Annotated in this window: 16 protein-coding genes; 11 read left to right on the forward strand and 5 right to left on the reverse strand. The window is 68.3% G+C overall.

Annotated features, from left to right (window positions below):
* Positions 1-5: 5 nt before the first annotated feature.
* Together accB and AC2YG9_RS15935 are read right to left on the reverse strand one after the other, a co-directional pair.
* Positions 6-518 (reverse strand): acetyl-CoA carboxylase biotin carboxyl carrier protein, encoded by a 513-nt coding sequence (gene accB / locus AC2YG9_RS15930; protein ID WP_487298965.1) that lies wholly within the window; start codon positions 516-518, stop codon positions 6-8.
* A 30-nt stretch (positions 519-548) separates the two neighbouring features.
* Positions 549-998, reverse strand: coding sequence for a type II 3-dehydroquinate dehydratase (locus tag AC2YG9_RS15935; RefSeq protein WP_487298966.1), 450 nt, complete (start codon positions 996-998; stop codon positions 549-551).
* 65 nt (positions 999-1,063) lie between these two features.
* On the opposite strand from AC2YG9_RS15935, the gene thiS reads away from it, so the two are divergent.
* Positions 1,064-1,264 (forward strand): sulfur carrier protein ThiS, encoded by a 201-nt coding sequence (gene thiS / locus AC2YG9_RS15940; protein WP_487298967.1) that lies wholly within the window; start codon positions 1,064-1,066, stop codon positions 1,262-1,264.
* A 40-nt stretch (positions 1,265-1,304) separates the two neighbouring features.
* Positions 1,305-1,673 (forward strand): GIY-YIG nuclease family protein, encoded by a 369-nt coding sequence (locus tag AC2YG9_RS15945; protein WP_487298968.1) that lies wholly within the window; start codon positions 1,305-1,307, stop codon positions 1,671-1,673.
* A gap of 150 nt (positions 1,674-1,823) precedes the next feature.
* Here the strand turns inward: AC2YG9_RS15945 and AC2YG9_RS15950 are convergent, their stop codons facing one another.
* Complete coding sequence (locus tag AC2YG9_RS15950; RefSeq protein WP_487298969.1) at positions 1,824-3,272, reverse strand: flavin-containing monooxygenase; 1,449 nt, start codon at positions 3,270-3,272, stop codon at positions 1,824-1,826.
* A gap of 198 nt (positions 3,273-3,470) precedes the next feature.
* Here AC2YG9_RS15950 and AC2YG9_RS15955 point away from each other — a divergent pair, with 198 nt between their 5' ends.
* Entirely contained in the window at positions 3,471-5,492 is a 2,022-nt protein-coding gene (locus tag AC2YG9_RS15955) for an elongation factor G (protein WP_487298970.1), read from the forward strand.
* A 204-nt stretch (positions 5,493-5,696) separates the two neighbouring features.
* On the opposite strand, the gene bla is transcribed toward AC2YG9_RS15955, so the two are convergent.
* Positions 5,697-6,701, reverse strand: coding sequence for a class A beta-lactamase (gene bla / locus AC2YG9_RS15960; protein ID WP_487298971.1), 1,005 nt, complete (start codon positions 6,699-6,701; stop codon positions 5,697-5,699).
* 65 nt (positions 6,702-6,766) lie between these two features.
* Between bla and AC2YG9_RS15965 the strand changes: the two genes are divergently transcribed.
* The 7 genes from AC2YG9_RS15965 (at position 6,767) to fghA (ending at position 13,819) form a co-directional block, all read left to right on the forward strand.
* Entirely contained in the window at positions 6,767-7,549 is a 783-nt protein-coding gene (locus tag AC2YG9_RS15965) for an RNA methyltransferase (protein WP_487298972.1), read from the forward strand.
* A 61-nt stretch (positions 7,550-7,610) separates the two neighbouring features.
* Positions 7,611-8,897: a DUF1254 domain-containing protein gene (locus tag AC2YG9_RS15970; protein ID WP_487298973.1), complete on the forward strand. Its 1,287-nt coding sequence runs from the start codon at positions 7,611-7,613 to the stop codon at positions 8,895-8,897.
* Positions 8,898-8,962: 65 nt separating this feature from the next.
* Positions 8,963-9,430: a DUF3828 domain-containing protein gene (locus AC2YG9_RS15975; RefSeq protein ID WP_487298974.1), complete on the forward strand. Its 468-nt coding sequence runs from the start codon at positions 8,963-8,965 to the stop codon at positions 9,428-9,430.
* Between the two features lie 40 nt (positions 9,431-9,470).
* Positions 9,471-10,562, forward strand: a complete 1,092-nt coding sequence (locus tag AC2YG9_RS15980) for an NAD(P)H-dependent flavin oxidoreductase (RefSeq protein WP_487298975.1) — start codon at positions 9,471-9,473, stop codon at positions 10,560-10,562.
* Between the two features lie 30 nt (positions 10,563-10,592).
* A complete protein-coding gene (locus tag AC2YG9_RS15985; RefSeq protein WP_487298976.1) occupies positions 10,593-11,702 on the forward strand; it encodes an S-(hydroxymethyl)glutathione dehydrogenase/class III alcohol dehydrogenase in 1,110 nt (369 codons plus the stop codon).
* A 256-nt stretch (positions 11,703-11,958) separates the two neighbouring features.
* Positions 11,959-12,942, forward strand: a complete 984-nt coding sequence (locus AC2YG9_RS15990) for a calcium-binding protein (protein ID WP_487298977.1) — start codon at positions 11,959-11,961, stop codon at positions 12,940-12,942.
* A 49-nt stretch (positions 12,943-12,991) separates the two neighbouring features.
* Positions 12,992-13,819, forward strand: coding sequence for an S-formylglutathione hydrolase (gene fghA / locus AC2YG9_RS15995; protein WP_487298978.1), 828 nt, complete (start codon positions 12,992-12,994; stop codon positions 13,817-13,819).
* Positions 13,820-13,845: 26 nt separating this feature from the next.
* Here fghA and AC2YG9_RS16000 read toward each other — a convergent pair whose 3' ends face one another.
* Positions 13,846-15,306 (reverse strand): FAD/NAD(P)-binding protein, encoded by a 1,461-nt coding sequence (locus AC2YG9_RS16000; protein WP_487298979.1) that lies wholly within the window; start codon positions 15,304-15,306, stop codon positions 13,846-13,848.
* A 245-nt stretch (positions 15,307-15,551) separates the two neighbouring features.
* Here AC2YG9_RS16000 and AC2YG9_RS16005 point away from each other — a divergent pair, with 245 nt between their 5' ends.
* Positions 15,552-16,232 (forward strand): lysozyme inhibitor LprI family protein, encoded by a 681-nt coding sequence (locus AC2YG9_RS16005; protein WP_487298980.1) that lies wholly within the window; start codon positions 15,552-15,554, stop codon positions 16,230-16,232.
* The last annotated feature ends 63 nt before the right edge of the window (positions 16,233-16,295 follow it).

Below are 16,295 nucleotides of genomic sequence, written 5' to 3' on the forward strand. Positions count from 1 at the left end.
GGCCGCTACTCGAGGATCACGAGCGGTTGGCCAAACTCGACCGGCTGGGCGTCGCCGACCAGGATTTCGACCACGGTCCCGGCGCGGGGCGCGGGGATCGGGTTCATCGTCTTCATGGCCTCGACGATCAGCAGGGTCTGGCCCTCGCCGACCTTGTCGCCGACCTTGATGAAGGACGGGCTGCCGGGCTGCGGCTGCAGGTAGACGGTGCCGACCATCGGCGACTTGACCTCGTCACCCTTGCGGGCTGCCGGGGCGGCGGCCTCGGCCGGCGCGGCGGCCACGGAGGCCGGGGCTGCGGCCGGAGCCGGGGCGGCGGCAGGGGCCGGAGCGGCCACATAGTTCTGCGGCGCGGCGGCGACGGTGATTTCACGGGCGACGCGGATGCGCAGGTCGCCGCGCTCCACTTCGATCTCGGTCAGGCCGGTGCTCTTGAGGATGTCGGCGAGCTTGCGGACCGTCCGGGTGTCGATGGCGGCGCTGTTCTCGGCGGAGTCGTCGGCCGGGGTATTGGACATCAGTGATACCTTGTTCTTGTCTTTATCAGCTTACGAGCGGGCCGCGCCGACAAGGCCGGCGGCGGCTTCGATCGCCAGTTCATAACTTGCCGCGCCGAAGCCCGACACTACGCCGGTCGCCGCGAGCGAAACATAGGTCGTCTTGCGGAACGCCTCGCGCGCCGCAGGGTTCGACAGGTGGCACTCGACCACCGGAATAGCGAGAGTCTTCAGCGCGTCCAGCAGGGCCACGGAAGTGTGACCATAGCCGGCGGGGTTGATGATCAGGGCGCTGGCCGATTCCCGGGCCTCCTGGACCCAGTCGATCAGCACGCCTTCGTGGTTGGTCTGGCGGGCCTCGACGGTCAGGCCGAACGCTTCCGCGCGCGCGGCGCAGCGGGCATGGATGTCCGACAGGGTGTCGTATCCATAGATGTCAGGTTCGCGTTGACCGAGCAGGTTGAGATTGGGCCCGCTCAAAACAAAGATCGGTTTCGGCATTCGGCCCCGCCGTCGATTCAAGACGGGCCTTGTATCGCCACAGGGGCGGGGTAACAAGCGCAGGCATGCGGATACAGCTGAACGGTGAAGAACAGACGTTTGACGGCGTGGCGACCGTGGCCGCCCTGGTGGCGGCTCTGGAGCTCGATCCGAGGAAGGTCGCCGTGGAGCGAAACCTGGAGATCGTGCCGCGGTCTACGTATGCGGATACGCCGGTGATGGACGGGGATCGGATCGAGATTGTGACGTTTATCGGGGGTGGTTAGGGGTCTTGCGCGGGAAACAAAACAAGAACATTGTTCTTGGATGGTTTCTCGGGACAACGCCTTCATCGCAACCTACATCCTGGCCAGTCGGCCCTACGGGACGCTGTACATTGGCGTGACCGGGTCACTTCTATCGCGGGTGGTGAGCCATCGAGATGAGGTCTTCAAGGGGTTCACCAGCAAGTACGGCGTGAAGCGGCTGGTCTGGTACGAGCAGCACGACCTGATGACCCGGGCGATCCAGCGGGAGAAGTCGCTCAAGCGCTGGCCGAGGGATTGGAAGATCAATCTGATCGAGCGGGACAATCCGCACTGGGACGATCTCTACGACCAGATGATGAACTGGATACCGGGGCCGCCGAAGCTGATCGATTGGACCCCGCCCGCCCCCACATCCCCGTCATCCTAGGCCTTGTGCCTAGGACCCATGGTTGGGCTGACCCGAACGCTTGCCGTGGGGTCGCGGCCGCGACCCCACACAACGGATCGTGCGGGCGGATGAATGGGTCCTAGGCACAAGGCCTAGGATGACGGTGGGTGGGGTGAGGGTGGAGCGAAATCACGCCACCTCGTAGTCCGCCAGCACCGGCTCGCGCATCACCTTCATGTAGGTGGCGGTGTCGGCGCTCCAGTTGTTGGTGATCTTGCCCGACGTGGTCTTGTACCAGCTGGAGCAGCTGCCCGCCCACGCCGTGTCTTGGAGGTCGTGCTGGAGTTGGGCGTTGAACCGCGCTTGCGCGTCCGGTTTCACCTTCAACGCCTTCGCGCCCTTCAGCCGCAATGCCTTGATCGCCTCGACCATGTAGCCGACCTGGGCCTCGATCATCAGGATGATGCTGTTGTGGCCGAGGTTGGTGTTGGGGCCGTAGAGCATGAAGAGGTTGGGGAAGCCGGCCACCGTGACGCCGTAGTAGGCCTCGGCGCCATCCTTCCAGGCCTCGTCGAGGGAGAGGCCGTTCTCGCCGTTGATGGCCAGGGGGGCCAGGAAGTCGGTGGTCTCGAAGCCGGTGCCGAAGACCAGGACGTCGCAGGCGTGCTCGGCGCCGTCGCCGGTGCGGACGCCGTCGGCGGTGATTTCCTTCACATCCTCGGTGACGAGCTCGACGTTGGGTTTGACCAGGGCCTGGTAGTAGTCGTCGGAGACCAGGATGCGCTTGCAGCCGATCGGGTAGTCAGGGGTCAGCTTGGCGCGCAGAACAGGGTCGGCGACCTCGCGTTCGAGGTAGTCGGTGGCCACCTTCTTGAAGTCCGTCGCCGCCTTGGTCCCCTGTTTGAAGGCCTGGAAGCGGGCGTCCATCATCTTCCAGGTCAGCCAGCGCTGGGCGCGGTCGATGAGCGGGAATGTGGCGTAGAGGGCGCGGCGGGCCGGGCTCATGGCCTTGTCCAGGCGGGGCACGACATAGTTGGGGGTGCGCTGGAAGACGACGACCTTGCCGGCCACCTTGACCAGTTCCGGGATGTACTGGATGGCGCTGGCCCCGGCCCCGATGCAGCCCACCGTCTTGCCGGCCAGATCGATGTCGTGGCGCCAACGGGCGCTGTGCCAGCTCTCGCCCTTGAAGGTTTCGCGACCGGGGATGCCGGCGAAGCTTGGCCGGTTCAGCTGGCCAAGGCCCGAGACCAGCACCGGGGCGGTCAGGGTCTCGCCGCCCTTCAAGGTGACGGTCCAGGACTCGCCGGTCCAGTCGGCGCGCTCGACCTCGGCATTGAAGCGGAATTTGTCGCGGACGCCGAAACGGACCGCGACATCCTCCATGTACTGGCGAATCTCGGCGTGGCCGGAATAGGCGCGGGTCCAGGCCGGGTTGAGCGCAAAGCTGTAGCTGTAGAGCCGCGACGGCACGTCGCAGCAGGCGCCGGGATAGGTGTTGTCGCGCCAGGTGCCGCCCAGTTTGTCGGCCTTTTCCAGCACCACCAGGCGGCTGAAGCCGGCCTCCTTCAGCTTGATGGCCGCGCACAGGCCGCCGAAGCCCGACCCGATGACGATGGCGTCCAATCCCTCAGACAACCGCCCGCTCCCCTTGTTTGGAGCGAGCATGACTCACGGTTCCCGATCCCGAAAGCGTGACCTGACGGAAGTGGACTTGCTGCTGCGCCGCACACAGGCGTGAAGTGGCCGCGTGGAGGGCCGGTCTGGTCCTCCCTTGACCCTTACAACCGCGGCCGGGCCGCGAGGCCTCGCCGCCTAACGGTGGGAGGTTACTCCATGGGTAGAAAGGCTGGCGCCGTCCGGACCATTGTCCTTGTCGGTCCGAACGGCGCGGGAAAAACCACACTCTTCGAAGCTCTGCTGCATGCGGCGGGCGCCACCGATCGCCAGTCCCCGGTGGGGCAGGGCTCGGTGGGCGACGGGTCCCCCGAGGCCAAGGCGGCCGGACAGTCCGTCGAGCTCAACATCGCCAGCTTCGACTTCATGGACGACCGATACTCCCTGATCGACTGTCCCGGGTCAGTCGAGTTCCGCGCCGAGGCCGACCAGGCCCTGGCCTGCGCTGATCTCGCCCTGCTGGTCATCGATCCCGAACCCGACAAGGCCATCCTCGCCCAGCCCTGGCTGAAGGAAATCGAGCGGCTAGGCATCCCCCGCGCCATCTTCGTCAACCGCATCGACCAGGCGCGCGGCAATGTCGATGACCTGCTCAATGCCCTGCAGCCAGTGTCGAGCGCGCCCGTGGTGGCGCGCCAGCTTCCGATCTGGAAGGACGAGCACGTCACCGGCTTCATCGACCTGGCCCTAGAGCGGGCCTTCGTTTATCGGCCCGGCAAGGCCTCGGAGCAGGTCGACATCCCCGGCGAACTGAAGGCCGAGGAGGCCGATGCTCGCTTCCACATGCTGGAGCAGATGGCCGACTTCGACGACGCGCTGATGGAGCAGCTTCTGTCGGACGAGACGCCGGACCTCAGCGCCGTGTTCGCCGACATTATCGCCGAGACCCGGGCGGCGCAGATCGCCCCGGTCTTTCTGGGCGTGGCGCAGCAGGGATGCGGCGTGCGTCGCCTGTTGAAGGCCCTGCGTCACGACGCGCCGGAACCGGACGCGGCGGCCCAGCGGCTCGGCGCCAACGGGCCGGCGGCCTATGTGGTCAAGACCAGCCATGCCGGTCAGGCCGGCAAGATGACCTATGCCCGGGTGTTCGGGGCCGACCTGGCCGACGGCTCGGACGTTACCCTGCCGAACGGCGAGAAGGGCCGGATCAGCGGCCTGTTCCAGGTCATGGGTCAGGCGACGAAGAAGGTGGCTTCGGCCCGATGCGGCGATGTGGTGGCGCTGGGCAAGGTCGAGGACGCCCACGCCGGCGATCTGCTCAGCGTCGGCAGGACGGCGGCAAAGGCGGCGGTGTCGGCGACGGCGCGCTTCCCGGTGTACGAGATCGCCATCGAGACCCGCGACCGCAAGGACGATGTGCGCCTGTCCGGCGCCCTGACCAAGCTGCTGGAAGAGGATCCCGGCCTGCGGCTGGTGCACGATGGCGAGCTGCATGAGATGCGGCTGGCCGGGCAGGGGGAGGCGCACCTGCGTATCGCGCTGGATCGCTTGAAGCGCCGGTACGGCGTCGAGGTGACCCAGCACGCCCCGACCACGCCCTACAAGGAGACCATCCGCAAGGCGGTCACCCAGCGCGGCCGCCACAAGAAGCAGACCGGCGGCCACGGCCAGTTCGGCGATGTGCTGCTGGAAGTCCGGCCGCTGGCGCGCGGCGAGGGCTTCCAGTTCAGCGAGAAGATCACCGGCGGGGTCGTGCCCAAGCAGTGGATCCCGGCTGTCGAGGCCGGGGTGCGCGACGCGCTGGAGAAGGGGCCGCTGGGCTTCCCGGTGGTCGATGTGGCCGTGACCCTGGTCGACGGTAGCTGGCACCCGGTCGACAGTTCGGAAATGGCCTTCCGCACGGCGGGGCGGATCGGCATGACCGAGGCCCTGGCGGCGGCCTCGCCGATCCTGCTGGAGCCGATCGAGAAGCTGACCATATATGCGCCGAATACCGCGACGGCGCGGATTACCTCGACGCTGTCCAACAAGCGCGGGCAGATCCTCGGGTATGACGCCCGGGATGGCTGGCCGGGGTGGGACCGCATCGAGGTCTGCATGCCGCATGCGGAGCGCCAGGACTTCATCATCGACCTGAGGTCGATGACGCAGGGCCTGGGCGCCTTCGAGGCGGAGTTCGACCACCGCGTGGAACTGACGGGTCGCAAGGCCGAGGAGGTCGTGTCGCGGGCTTCGGCCTAAGCCGGCGGCCTTCTCAAGCTCTCCCCCCGCGAAGTGGGGGGAGGACCGCTCTGGAGCGTGAGCGACAGAGCAGGAGGCGGGCAAGTCTGTTGCAGGAGGAACCTCCCTACCGCCGGTGGGGCCCGCCTCCGGATTTCTCGCTAAGGCTCGAAATCTGTCCTCCCCCCACTTCGCGGGGGGAGAGCTTGTTACCTCGCCTCGGCTCTACTCCACCGCCTTGGCGATCACCCGCATCGCCTCGGCGATCACCGACTCGCGCGTTTTCAGGTCCGCCGTGGAGTCGGCCAGCAGCACCACCACCGCATACTTCCGCCCGTCCTTCAGCGTCAGGATGCCGATGTCGTTGGTCGCCACCGTCACCCCGAAATTCGTCCCTGACGTCCCCGTCTTGTGCGCCAGGCTGGCCCCCTCCGGCAGCCCCGCCTTCAGCCGGTTCGCGCCGGTCTTGGTCTCCGTCATCAGCCCCAGCAACAGCTTGGTCGAGGTCGGCGACAACAGCTGTCCGGTCGACAGCTGCCGCAGGAAGTTGAGCGAACCCGAGGCGATGGTGGTGTCGCGGGGATCGGCGGCGTAGGCCTCCCAGGCGGCGCGGCGCTGAGCCTCCGGCACGGCCATCTTGGCCGCCTCGAAGGCCTCCGGAGTGCGCCAGGCCGGGCGGAACGACGGCATGCCGACGGCTTCAACCTGCAGCTCGCGCTCATAGCGGTCGATGCGCAGGCCGACGATCTGGTGCTCGACCAGCCAGGACTTCAGGGCGCCCGGTCCGCCGATCTTGCGCATCAGCACGTCGGCGGCGGTGTTGTCGCTGTCCCGCACGGCGGCGACCAGCAACTCGCGCACCGTGTAGGTCGTCCGTCCGGGCCAGGCCTGCGAGATCGGGCTGAGCGGCGGCGACAGCTCCATGTCACTGATGGTCAGAACCTCGTCCAACGACAGCCGCCCGCCGTCGACCTCGGCCAGAACGGCCGCCCCCAGCGGCGCCTTGAAGACGCTCTGAAGCGGGAAGGTCTGCTCGGCGTTCCGGGCCCAGGTTTCGCCGCCGTCGATGTTCTGCACCGCCACTTCCAGCCGGCCGTCAACGCGGTCGGCCAGCTGGGTGATGCCCTTGTCGAGCACCTTGATGTCCAGGGGCGGCGTCCTGGCCACCGTATCGGTCTCGCCCCCGCAGGCGGCGAGCAACAGGGCGGCGGCGAGGATCAGGGTGCGCATGGTCCGACCCTAACGCGCGAGCCGGCGGTTCGACATCAGCTAGTGGTCTGGAGTAGGAAGCCGCCATGTCTTTCCGCCCCCCCGTCGTCATCCTCAACGAACCTCAGCTGGCCGAGAACATCGGCGCCGTTGCGCGCGTCATGGCCAATTTCGGCCTGTCGGAACTGCGCCTCGTGCGGCCGCGCGATGGTTGGCCGCAGGACCGCGCCTGGGCCAGCGCCTCGGGCGCCAGCTGGCCGCTCGACAATGCAAAAGTCTTCGAGACCCTGGCCGAGGCCATCGGCGATCTCAGCCTGACCTTCGCCACCACCGCCCGGCCGCGCGAGACCCAGTTGCCGGTCATCACCCCGCGCCAGGCGGCGGCCGATCTGCACGAACGGGTGGCGGCGGGCCAGGCGGTCGGCATGCTGTTCGGCGGCGAGCGGGCGGGGCTGGAGACGCACGACATCGCCCTCTGCCAGGCCATCGTCACCATCCCGGTGGATGAGCGGTTCCGGTCGCTGAACCTGGCCCAGGCGGTGGCGCTGAACGCCTACGAATGGCGGCTGACCATCGACGAGGGGCCGCGCCAGGCGTTTGCTCACAACGCCCTGCCGCCGGCCGATCAGAAGGCGATGATGGGGCTGTACGAACAGCTCGAGGCGGAACTGGACGAGGCCGGCTTCTTCCACCCGCCGGCCAAGCGGCCGTCGATGGTGCGGAATCTGCGGGTCGCGCTGGGCAAGGCGCAGATGACCGACCAGGAGGTGCGGACCTTCCGGGGCGTGATTACGGCTCTGTCGAAAGGCCGGGGGCGGGTGCTGGCCAAGCTGGCGGCGCAGAAGGCGGCGTCCGAGAAGGGCGGGTAGCCGCTCTTGCTGAAATGAAACCGTACGGTTACATTCTTGGCAAATCACGGGAGGCCAGGTCATGAACCGTCGCGAACTGATGCTCAGCTTCAGCGCTCTTGGCCTCTCCGGATTGGCGCCCGCGACCTTTGCCCAATCCGACATCAAGACCGCCGCTCGCGACGCCTGGATCTTCGGCCTGCCGCTGATTGAGATGGCTCTGACCCGGGCCCGTCAGGTCAAGCAAGGTCTGCCGCCCAACGTCTTCGCTGGCGGACGGGCGTTGTCTGATCACACCGCGCGGGTTGTCACCACGCCCAACAACGACACTCTCTATCTCAGCGCCTGGCTCGATCTGTCCGAAGGTCCGGTGACCCTGACCGTGCCTGAGACCGGCGACCGCTACTGGTCCGTCGCCATCATGGACATGTTCACCAACAACAACGCCGTGCTCGGCAGCCGCACCGTCGGCGGCGCAGGGGGGACCTTCACCCTCTGCGGTCCTGGCCAGGCGTCGACAGGGCCCAATCCGGTGCGGATCGCCACGCCGCACGCCTGGGCTCTGGCCCGCGTTCTGGTCGATGGTCCCGCCGAGGTGGAGGCGCTGCAGCCGTTGCTGCGCGGGTTCAGGTTGGCGGGCAAGGCCGGCAAGGCGCCTGGCGTCTACGCCACGCGCGACGCCGATCCGGCCGCCTATTTCGCCAGCATCCGCGATCTGCTGGCGAGCGATCCGGCCAGCGCGCTGGACCTGAAACTCCTGCGCCGCGTGCCTGGCCTTCTGGGCGACGGCAAGGTCGCCGACGCCGACATGGCGGCTGTCGCCGCCGGGGTCGCCGAGGCCCGCAAGCTGGTCCAGGGCGGCTGGGGCCGCCAGAAGGTCATCCAGGGTTGGAGCTATCCGCGGGCCAACCTCGGTGACTATGGCCAGGATTATTTCTACCGCGCCGCCGTGGCGCTCGGTGGGCTGGGTGCCCTGCCGCCGGCCGAGGCCATGTACATGCGGCCCGAGGGCGAGAAGGACGGCGTCTTTCACGGCGAAGGTCTCTACCGTTTCAGCCTGCCGGCCGATGTGCCGGTCGGGGCCTTCTGGTCGCTGTCGATGTATGAGGCCACCGCCGACGGCCAGTTCTTCTTCACCGACAATCCGCTGAACCGCTACGCCATCGGCGACCGGACCAAGGGGCTGAAACGTCGCGCCGATGGCGGGGTCGATGTCTGGATCGGCCGTAGCGATCCCGGGGGTGAGCGGACGGACAACTGGCTGCCGGCCCCCAAGGCCGGACCCTGGACGGTGACCTGGCGCGGCTATCTGCCCAAGCCGGCGCTGATCAACGGCGACTGGCGCCTGCCTGCCATCGCGGCGGCCTGACCACCTTAACGGGGGGAGACGCCTGACTTGGCGCGGCGCAGGATCGCTTCACGATGGAGACGACGATGCGTGCAGCGATCCTGGCCCTCTGCCTGACCCTGGCCTTTGGCGCGCCGGCCCTGGCCCAGACGCCTGGCCCCGCCGAGGTCATCGCCGAACTCTACAAACCGGTCCCAGATCCTGGCCCGGATGCGCCGCTGCCGGAGGAAGACCCGAATGCGCCGCCGCTCTACGCGGCCAGCCTGCGGGCGCTGCTGGCGGTCGATGCGACGCGCGACATGAACTACCTCGACTTCGACTGGGTCTCGGGTGGCCAGGACCTGCCGGAGTACAAGGACCTGAAGATCGTCGTGGTCAAACAGACCGCCGAGACAGCGCGGATCCGGGTGACGTTCAAGAACTATGGCGACGCACGCGAGCGGCTGATCGACATGGTCGTCGAGGATGGCCGCTGGGTGATCGAGGACGTCTATCTGACGCGGCCGGAGAAGGGCTGGCTCAGCCGTCGCCTGGTGGCCAATCCGCAGGACTGACCGTCTTTCGCTTGAAGGCCTGGCGCCCCATCTTGGCGACATGACCGCCGCTGCGCTGTTCGACCGCCTCGCCATTCCGATCATCCAGGCGCCGATGCTGGGGGCCTCCGGGGTCGCCATGACGCTGGCGGTCAGTCAGGCGGGCGGCATGGGCTCGCTGGCGGCCGGCGCCCTCGCGCCGGAGGACATCATCGAGCAGGTGGCGGGCCTCAAGCTCGCGACCGACCGGCCGTTCGGGGTCAATCTGCTGATCGCCCGTGCGGCCGCGCCCGATCCGGCGGCGGTTACCGAGGCGCTGGAGCGGCTGGCGCCCTGGCACGACCGGCTTGGCATCGACCTGCCGGCCCCGCCCAACGACTATGCGCCGGACTTCGACGCCCAGTTCGCGGCGCTGGTGGCGGCGGCTCCTCCGTTGGCCAGCTTTACCTTCGACGTTCTGAGCCGGGATCAGGTGGCGGCCCTGCAGGCAGCCGGGACCCTTGTGGTCGGAACCGCCACCACCGTGGCCGAGGCGCGAGCCTGGGCCGCCGTCGGGGCTGACGCCATCTGCGCCCAGGGCGGCGAGGCGGGCGGCCATCGCGGCGAATTTCTCAAGCCCGGCCCCGAGAGCCTGATCGGAACCATGGCGTTGGTCGCGACCATCCGGGCCGCCGTCGATCTGCCGGTGATCGCCGCCGGCGGCATCATGGACGGTCATGGCGTCGCGGCGGCCTTGAGCCTCGGTGCGGCGGCGGCCCAGATGGGCACCGCCTTCCTGCTGGCCGACGAGGCGACGATCAGCAAGCCCTGGCGAGGGCGTATCGAGACCGTCCCCGACGATGCCACCGCCGTCACCCGCGCCTTCACCGGCCGCAACGCGCGGGGCATCGAGAACGACTTCATGCGGACGATGCGCCCCGTTGAAGGCGAGGTCCCGGCCTATCCGGTGCAGAATCGCCTGACCCGAGAATTGCGCGCCGCCGGCGGCCGCCTCGGCGATGGCGAGGTGTTGTCCTTGTGGGCAGGGCAGGGGGCCTCATTGACCCGGACGGGTCCGGCCGCCGACCTCGTCAAGGCCTGGTGGGACGAGGCCCGTGAGGTTTCCGCCGCCCTCTACAATCGAACCCATGGACCGGAACGCGACAGACGCTAGGGTGCGCTCCGATCAGAGGAGATTCCGTCCATGAAGACCCGCGCCGCCGTCGCCTTCGAAGCCAAGAAGCCGCTGGAGATCGTGGAGGTCGACCTGGAAGGTCCCCGCGCCGGCGAGGTGCTGGTCGAGATCAAGGCCACCGGCATCTGCCATACCGATGCCTACACCCTCGACGGCCTCGACAGCGAAGGCATCTTCCCCTCGATCCTCGGCCATGAAGGCGCGGGTGTCGTTCTGGAAGTCGGCCCCGGCGTGACCAGCGTCGTGCCCGGCGACCACGTCATCCCGCTCTACACACCCGAATGCCGGCAGTGCAAAAGCTGCCTCAGCCGCAAGACCAACCTCTGCACCGCCATCCGCGCCACGCAAGGCAAGGGCCTGATGCCGGACGGCTCCAGCCGCTTTTCCTACAAGGGCCAGCAGGTCGCCCACTACATGGGCTGTTCGACTTTCGCCAACCACACGGTGCTGCCCGAGATCGCGCTCGCCAAGATCCGCAAGGACGCCCCCTTCGACAAGGCCTGCTACATCGGCTGCGGCGTCACAACGGGCGTCGGCGCGGTGGTCAACACGGCAAAGGTCGAGGCCGGGGCCAACTGCATCGTCTTCGGCCTGGGCGGCATCGGTCTGAATGTCATCCAGGGCCTGAAGATGGTCGGCGCCGGCATGATCATCGGGGTCGACATCAACCCGGCCCGGGAGGAATGGGGCCGCCGCTTCGGTATGACCCACTTCGTCAATCCCAAGGACATCGATGGCGACATCGTCGCCCACCTGGTCGCCCTGACCGACGGCGGCGCGGACTACACCTTCGACGCCACCGGCAACGTCACGGTCATGCGCCAGGCGCTGGAGGCCTGCCACCGGGGCTGGGGCGAAAGCATCATCATCGGCGTGGCCGAGGCGGGGAAAGAGATCGCTACCCGGCCGTTCCAGCTGGTCACTGGCCGGGTCTGGAAGGGAACGGCCTTCGGCGGCGCACGCGGCCGCACCGACACTCCGAAGATCGTCGAGTGGTACATGGACGGCAAGATCGAGATCGACCCGATGATCACCCACACCCTGCCGCTGGAACGCATCAACGAGGCGTTCGACCTGATGCATGCCGGGGAGAGCATCCGCTCGGTGGTGGTCTTCTAGACCGCTTTCCGCACGATATAGTTTATTTGCACTATATCGCCCAGAGTGGGCATAAATTTCACGCGACGATTACTCGCGTGGAAAGACGTGTCCATTGGGCAACTTTCCGACGCAAAATATTCCCCTGTGCCAAACCGGAACAATGTCGCCGACAGATCGTTGCCGACTAGCTCCGCACCCTGAGTGCGTCCGCGATTTCCGCGACAGTAAAAAGTTCGGCTGGTGGTGAGCGCCATCGGCTGGGGAGGATTACCAGATGGCGAAGCTTGCCAAGACGACCGGCGTTTCCATTGATCAGGACGCCGTAACGCCCCAGTACGCGCCTGTTCCCGGCGATTCCGCACAGTCCCTGGTCGCCACCGGCGACGGGTCCGACAACACCATGGTCGGCACCGCCTCGAACGACACCCTGTCGGGCGGCGACGGCAATGACGAAATCTACGGCCTTGCCGGCGCCGACAAGCTGAACGGCGACAACGGCAACGACATCCTGGTGGGCGATGACGGCAACGACCGCCTCGACGGCGGCGCGGGTTACGACACCCTCTATGGCGGGGCCGGCAACGACTACCTGGACGGCGGCGCCAACGGCGACCAGATGCACGGCGGCGCCGGCAATGACGTCTACATCGTCGACAACGTCAATGACCGCGTCTTCGAAGTCGCGGGCGAAGGCTATGACATCGTCCGCGCCACGGTCAGCTCGACCCTGGCCGACGGCGTCGAGGCCCTGGAAATCATGGGCACCGCCAACTACCGCGGCACCGGCAACGCCGAGGTCAACCGCATCACCGGCAACAACGGCCTGAACCTGCTTGAAGGCCTCGGCGGCGGCGACACCCTGTCGGGCGGCGGCGGCGCAGATCGCTTGATCGGCGGCACGGGCAACGACACCATGACCGGCGGAACGGGCAACGACACCTTCGTCGTCCTGCAGGAGTCGGTCATCTCCAGCGAACTGGGCGGGACGCTCGAAGTCGACCGCGTCACCGACCTGGTGCGGGCCGAACGCGACCTCCTCGACCTGTCCGGCATCGACGCCAACATGGACGTCGCCGGCGACCAGGCCTTCACCTTGGTCACGGGCTTCAGCATGCAGGCCGGCCAGATGACCCTGGCCTACACCGCGGCCAGCAACACCACGACCCTGCGCCTCGACGTCGATGGCGACGGCAAGGCCGACTACCAGATGCGCCTCGACGGTGACGTGACCGCCGACAGCGCCGGCTGGATGCTGTAACACCAAGTCGCTAGGAAGGCGCGGACACCCCCTGGAGTCCGCGCCGACCATGCCCGACATCACCGCCACCCACCGCGTCCACGGCGGAACCCTCAGCTACTGCCGCCACGACAGCGCCGCCACCGGCACGCCGATGAAGTTCAGCGTATTCGTCCCGCCGGGCGAGGGGCCGTTTCCGGTCCTGATCTGGCTATCGGGCCTGACCTGCACCGAAGACAACTTCACCACCAAGGCCGGCGCCTATGGCGCGGCCGCCGAGCACGGCGTCATCATCGTCGCCCCCGACACCAGCCCGCGCGGCGAGGGCGTGGCCGACGATCCGGCCTATGACCTGGGGCAGGGGGCCGGCTTCTATGTCGACGCCACACAGGCCCCCTGGGCGCCGCACTTCCGGATGGAAAGCTATATCACCGACGACCTGCTGGCCGAGGTTGACGCCGCCTTCCCGACCGACCCGGCCCGGCGAGGCGTGTTCGGCCACAGCATGGGCGGCCACGGGGCTCTGACCCTGGCCCTGCGCCATCCGGACCTGTTCAAATCAGTGTCCGCCTTCGCGCCGATCGTTTCGCCGACTCGCTGTCCCTGGGGCGAGAAGGCCTTCACCGCCTATCTCGGCGAGGACCGCGCCGCCTGGGCCGCTCACGACGCCTGTCTGCTGATCGAGGCGGGCGCCGCAAGGTTCGACGACATCCTGGTGGACCAGGGCCTCGGCGACCAGTTCCTCGAGGGCCAGCTGAAGCCCGAACTGCTGGAGGCCGCCTGCGCCGCCGCCGGCCAGAATCTGACCCTGCGCCGCCAGCCCGGCTACGACCACAGCTACTTCTTCATGACCAGCTTCATCGCTGACCACATCGCCTGGCACGCGGCGCGGCTTTAGAGGCGGCGCCCCTAGATCCCCGCGCCCTAGATCCCCGCGCCCATGTCGATGAAGGTTTCGGCCAGGGCGACCTTCGGCCGTTCGGTGTCCTGGGCCAGTTCGTGGGTCAGGCGGTCGATCTGGGCGGTGATCTCCGGGACGGCGGTGACTTCCCACAGGGCCGGCCGGGTCAGCGGGCCGACGGCGTAGAGCCAGTCGGAGGCGCGGCCGTCGATGTCCTGCACGGCGCAGTCGTCACTCTCCAGCCCCAGACCCAGCGGATCGGGGCGGATCAGGCGGCGGCGGGCGAGGTCGGCGAACAGGGGATTGGCCAGGCGGTCCAGATCGCTGCGCGGGCCAGTGCAGTTGATGACCTTGCCGACCGTCAGGGACTGTTCGGTCTTCAGGCCCCGCAGGTGCAGGCGGGCTGTGACCTGGCCCTTGCGGCGGGTCCATTCAACGATGCGGCCGCCAAGGACGGTCAGGGCGGCGCTTTCCAACAGGGCGTCCAGCCGGGCGGCGACGCGCGGCGCCATGCGGTGGCGGTGCACGTCCCAGCGCGGCCGCAGGTGACGCAGGAACTGGCGGCGCTGGCGCGGCGTCCAGGTCTCCCAGACCCGGGCGATGGCCGGGCGGACGGCGTCCATTACCCGCTGCCAGGGCGTGCCCTGGCGCTCGGCCTGGGCGGCGGCGGCGCGGACGGCGCGGGTCAGCATCAGCGGTGAGGCGGGGAGGAGGGGCGCAACGAACGGCGACCATGCCCCGCCGGCCTTGTGCGGCGTTGGAAGCAGGCCCCGGCGCGAGACGGCGACCATCGGCCCCTTCTGGCCTTCGGCGGCCAGCTTGAGGGCGACATCGACCATGGTCAGGCCGGTGCCCAGCATGAGCACCGCGGCATCCGGATCGCCGCCTTTCAGGGCCTGGGGCGCCCAGGGGTCCGGGACGAAGGCCGGATGGTCGTGCAGCCAGGCGTCCTGGGGCAGGGGCGCGCGGGGCGGCAGGTTGCCGGTGGCCAGCACCATGAGGTCGCAGGCGATCTCGCGCCCATCGAGCAGGCGCACGCCGCGGCGCGGGGGATCGAGGAGGGCGACCGCCTCGCCCCGGATGGTGGCCAGGCCCGGCCCGTCGCTTTCCGAGCAGGCGTCGTCGAGGCGCTCCTGCAGATAGTCCCCGAGCAGGCCGCGCGGCAGGAAGGCGTCGGCCAGCACGCCCTCGGCCTCGACCAGCGCCTCGTCGAGGTGGTGGCCGGCGCCGGACAGCCAGTCCTGGAAGGGCGGGCTGAGGCCGGTCTCCATCCGGTGGGCCGGCACGTTGAGCAGGTGGTAGGGCTCGCAGGCGCCGTAGGCCAGACCGCGTCCGGGCCGCACCGCCGGGTCGATCAGAAGGATGCGCCAGCCAGGCCTCGCCGCCGTCAGCTTGAGGGCCAGCAGGGTCCCGCTGAAGCCGCCGCCGACAATTGCCACAGTGTGGGGGGCGACCGTGCGGGTCGGTGAAGTGGTGTCGGCCATGGCGAATCCCGTGCTCGCGGCGACTTTGCGTAAGGGAAAGCCGCAAAACAAGGCGTGCGAACACGCACCGGTGACTTGCGGAACAAAAGGGGAAGCGATGAACATCGTTACCGGAGCGGCGGCCGGATGGACCGGTCGGGCTTCCTGGCGGAACAACCATGAAAAGGAAGGCCTGTCTTGTGGCGGCCGCGACCTCGCTCGCGGCGGTTTTGGGGGCGTGTGAGCAAAAGGCGCCGGCGGCGCCCGTGGCCGCGACGCCGGTGGCGGCGGAGGCGCCCAGGCCCCCGCCGAGGCCGAGTTTCGACTGCGCGAAGGCTGAGGCCTCGGTCGAGCGAATGGCCTGCGAGAACCCGACGCTGGCGGTGGCGGACCAGCGGATGGCCCAGAGTTACAAGGCACAGCTTGAGAAGTTTCCGGAGAGGCAGCGAAGTCGATTGCTGGAGGGACAACGCTCCTTCCTGACCTATGCCCGCACGGCCTGCGCCGACGATCCGGTCTGCCTCGAGTGGGCCTACGAGCAGCGCACCGCCGACCTCGACACCAGCCTGTCCAAGGGCCCGGCCATCGTCACCTTGACGCGATACGTCATCTCCGACGCGCCGGAGGGGGCGATGCTGCGGCGCACCGGCCGCCGGCTGCTGCTCGACCAACTGGCCGAGCCGGCGACGCCGGCCGAACGGGCCCTGAACGAGAAGATGGCGCAGTGGTTGGCCGAGGCCGACGCGGCCTCACCGGTGTCGCCCTCGCTGGGCGGCGGTATCGAGGGGGCGGCGGTCGAAATTCGTTCCATCACCGAGCGCAAGATTGTGGTGGCTATCCAGGGTCCGACCATGCAGCGGACAATCGATTGGTCGCCGCAACTGGGCCGGCCGCTGCCGATCACCGACCAGCCGCTGCCGGCGGAGGATGATCCCATCGACGGCTGACGTTGAAGGGCGGTCCCCGACGCCTTACCAATGGCGTCGGGGTGCGTCTGTCGCACCGGAGTT

This window comes from Caulobacter sp. SRI_014, from assembly GCF_057586315.1.

Excerpts from the sequence above, each read along its gene's own strand:
- accB (WP_487298965.1), bottom strand. The coding sequence starts at position 518 with ATGTCCAATACCCCGGCCGACGACTCCGCCGAGAACAGCGCCGCCATC.
- AC2YG9_RS15935 (WP_487298966.1), bottom strand. The coding sequence starts at position 998 with ATGCCGAAACCGATCTTTGTTTTGAGCGGGCCCAATCTCAACCTGCTC.
- thiS (WP_487298967.1), top strand. The coding sequence starts at position 1,064 with ATGCGGATACAGCTGAACGGTGAAGAACAGACGTTTGACGGCGTGGCG.
- AC2YG9_RS15945 (WP_487298968.1), top strand. The coding sequence starts at position 1,305 with ATGGTTTCTCGGGACAACGCCTTCATCGCAACCTACATCCTGGCCAGT.
- AC2YG9_RS15955 (WP_487298970.1), top strand. The coding sequence starts at position 3,471 with ATGGGTAGAAAGGCTGGCGCCGTCCGGACCATTGTCCTTGTCGGTCCG.
- bla (WP_487298971.1), bottom strand. The coding sequence starts at position 6,701 with ATGCGCACCCTGATCCTCGCCGCCGCCCTGTTGCTCGCCGCCTGCGGG.
- AC2YG9_RS15965 (WP_487298972.1), top strand. The coding sequence starts at position 6,767 with ATGTCTTTCCGCCCCCCCGTCGTCATCCTCAACGAACCTCAGCTGGCC.
- AC2YG9_RS15970 (WP_487298973.1), top strand. The coding sequence starts at position 7,611 with ATGAACCGTCGCGAACTGATGCTCAGCTTCAGCGCTCTTGGCCTCTCC.
- AC2YG9_RS15975 (WP_487298974.1), top strand. The coding sequence starts at position 8,963 with ATGCGTGCAGCGATCCTGGCCCTCTGCCTGACCCTGGCCTTTGGCGCG.
- AC2YG9_RS15980 (WP_487298975.1), top strand. The coding sequence starts at position 9,471 with ATGACCGCCGCTGCGCTGTTCGACCGCCTCGCCATTCCGATCATCCAG.
- AC2YG9_RS15985 (WP_487298976.1), top strand. The coding sequence starts at position 10,593 with ATGAAGACCCGCGCCGCCGTCGCCTTCGAAGCCAAGAAGCCGCTGGAG.
- AC2YG9_RS15990 (WP_487298977.1), top strand. The coding sequence starts at position 11,959 with ATGGCGAAGCTTGCCAAGACGACCGGCGTTTCCATTGATCAGGACGCC.
- fghA (WP_487298978.1), top strand. The coding sequence starts at position 12,992 with ATGCCCGACATCACCGCCACCCACCGCGTCCACGGCGGAACCCTCAGC.
- AC2YG9_RS16000 (WP_487298979.1), bottom strand. The coding sequence starts at position 15,306 with ATGGCCGACACCACTTCACCGACCCGCACGGTCGCCCCCCACACTGTG.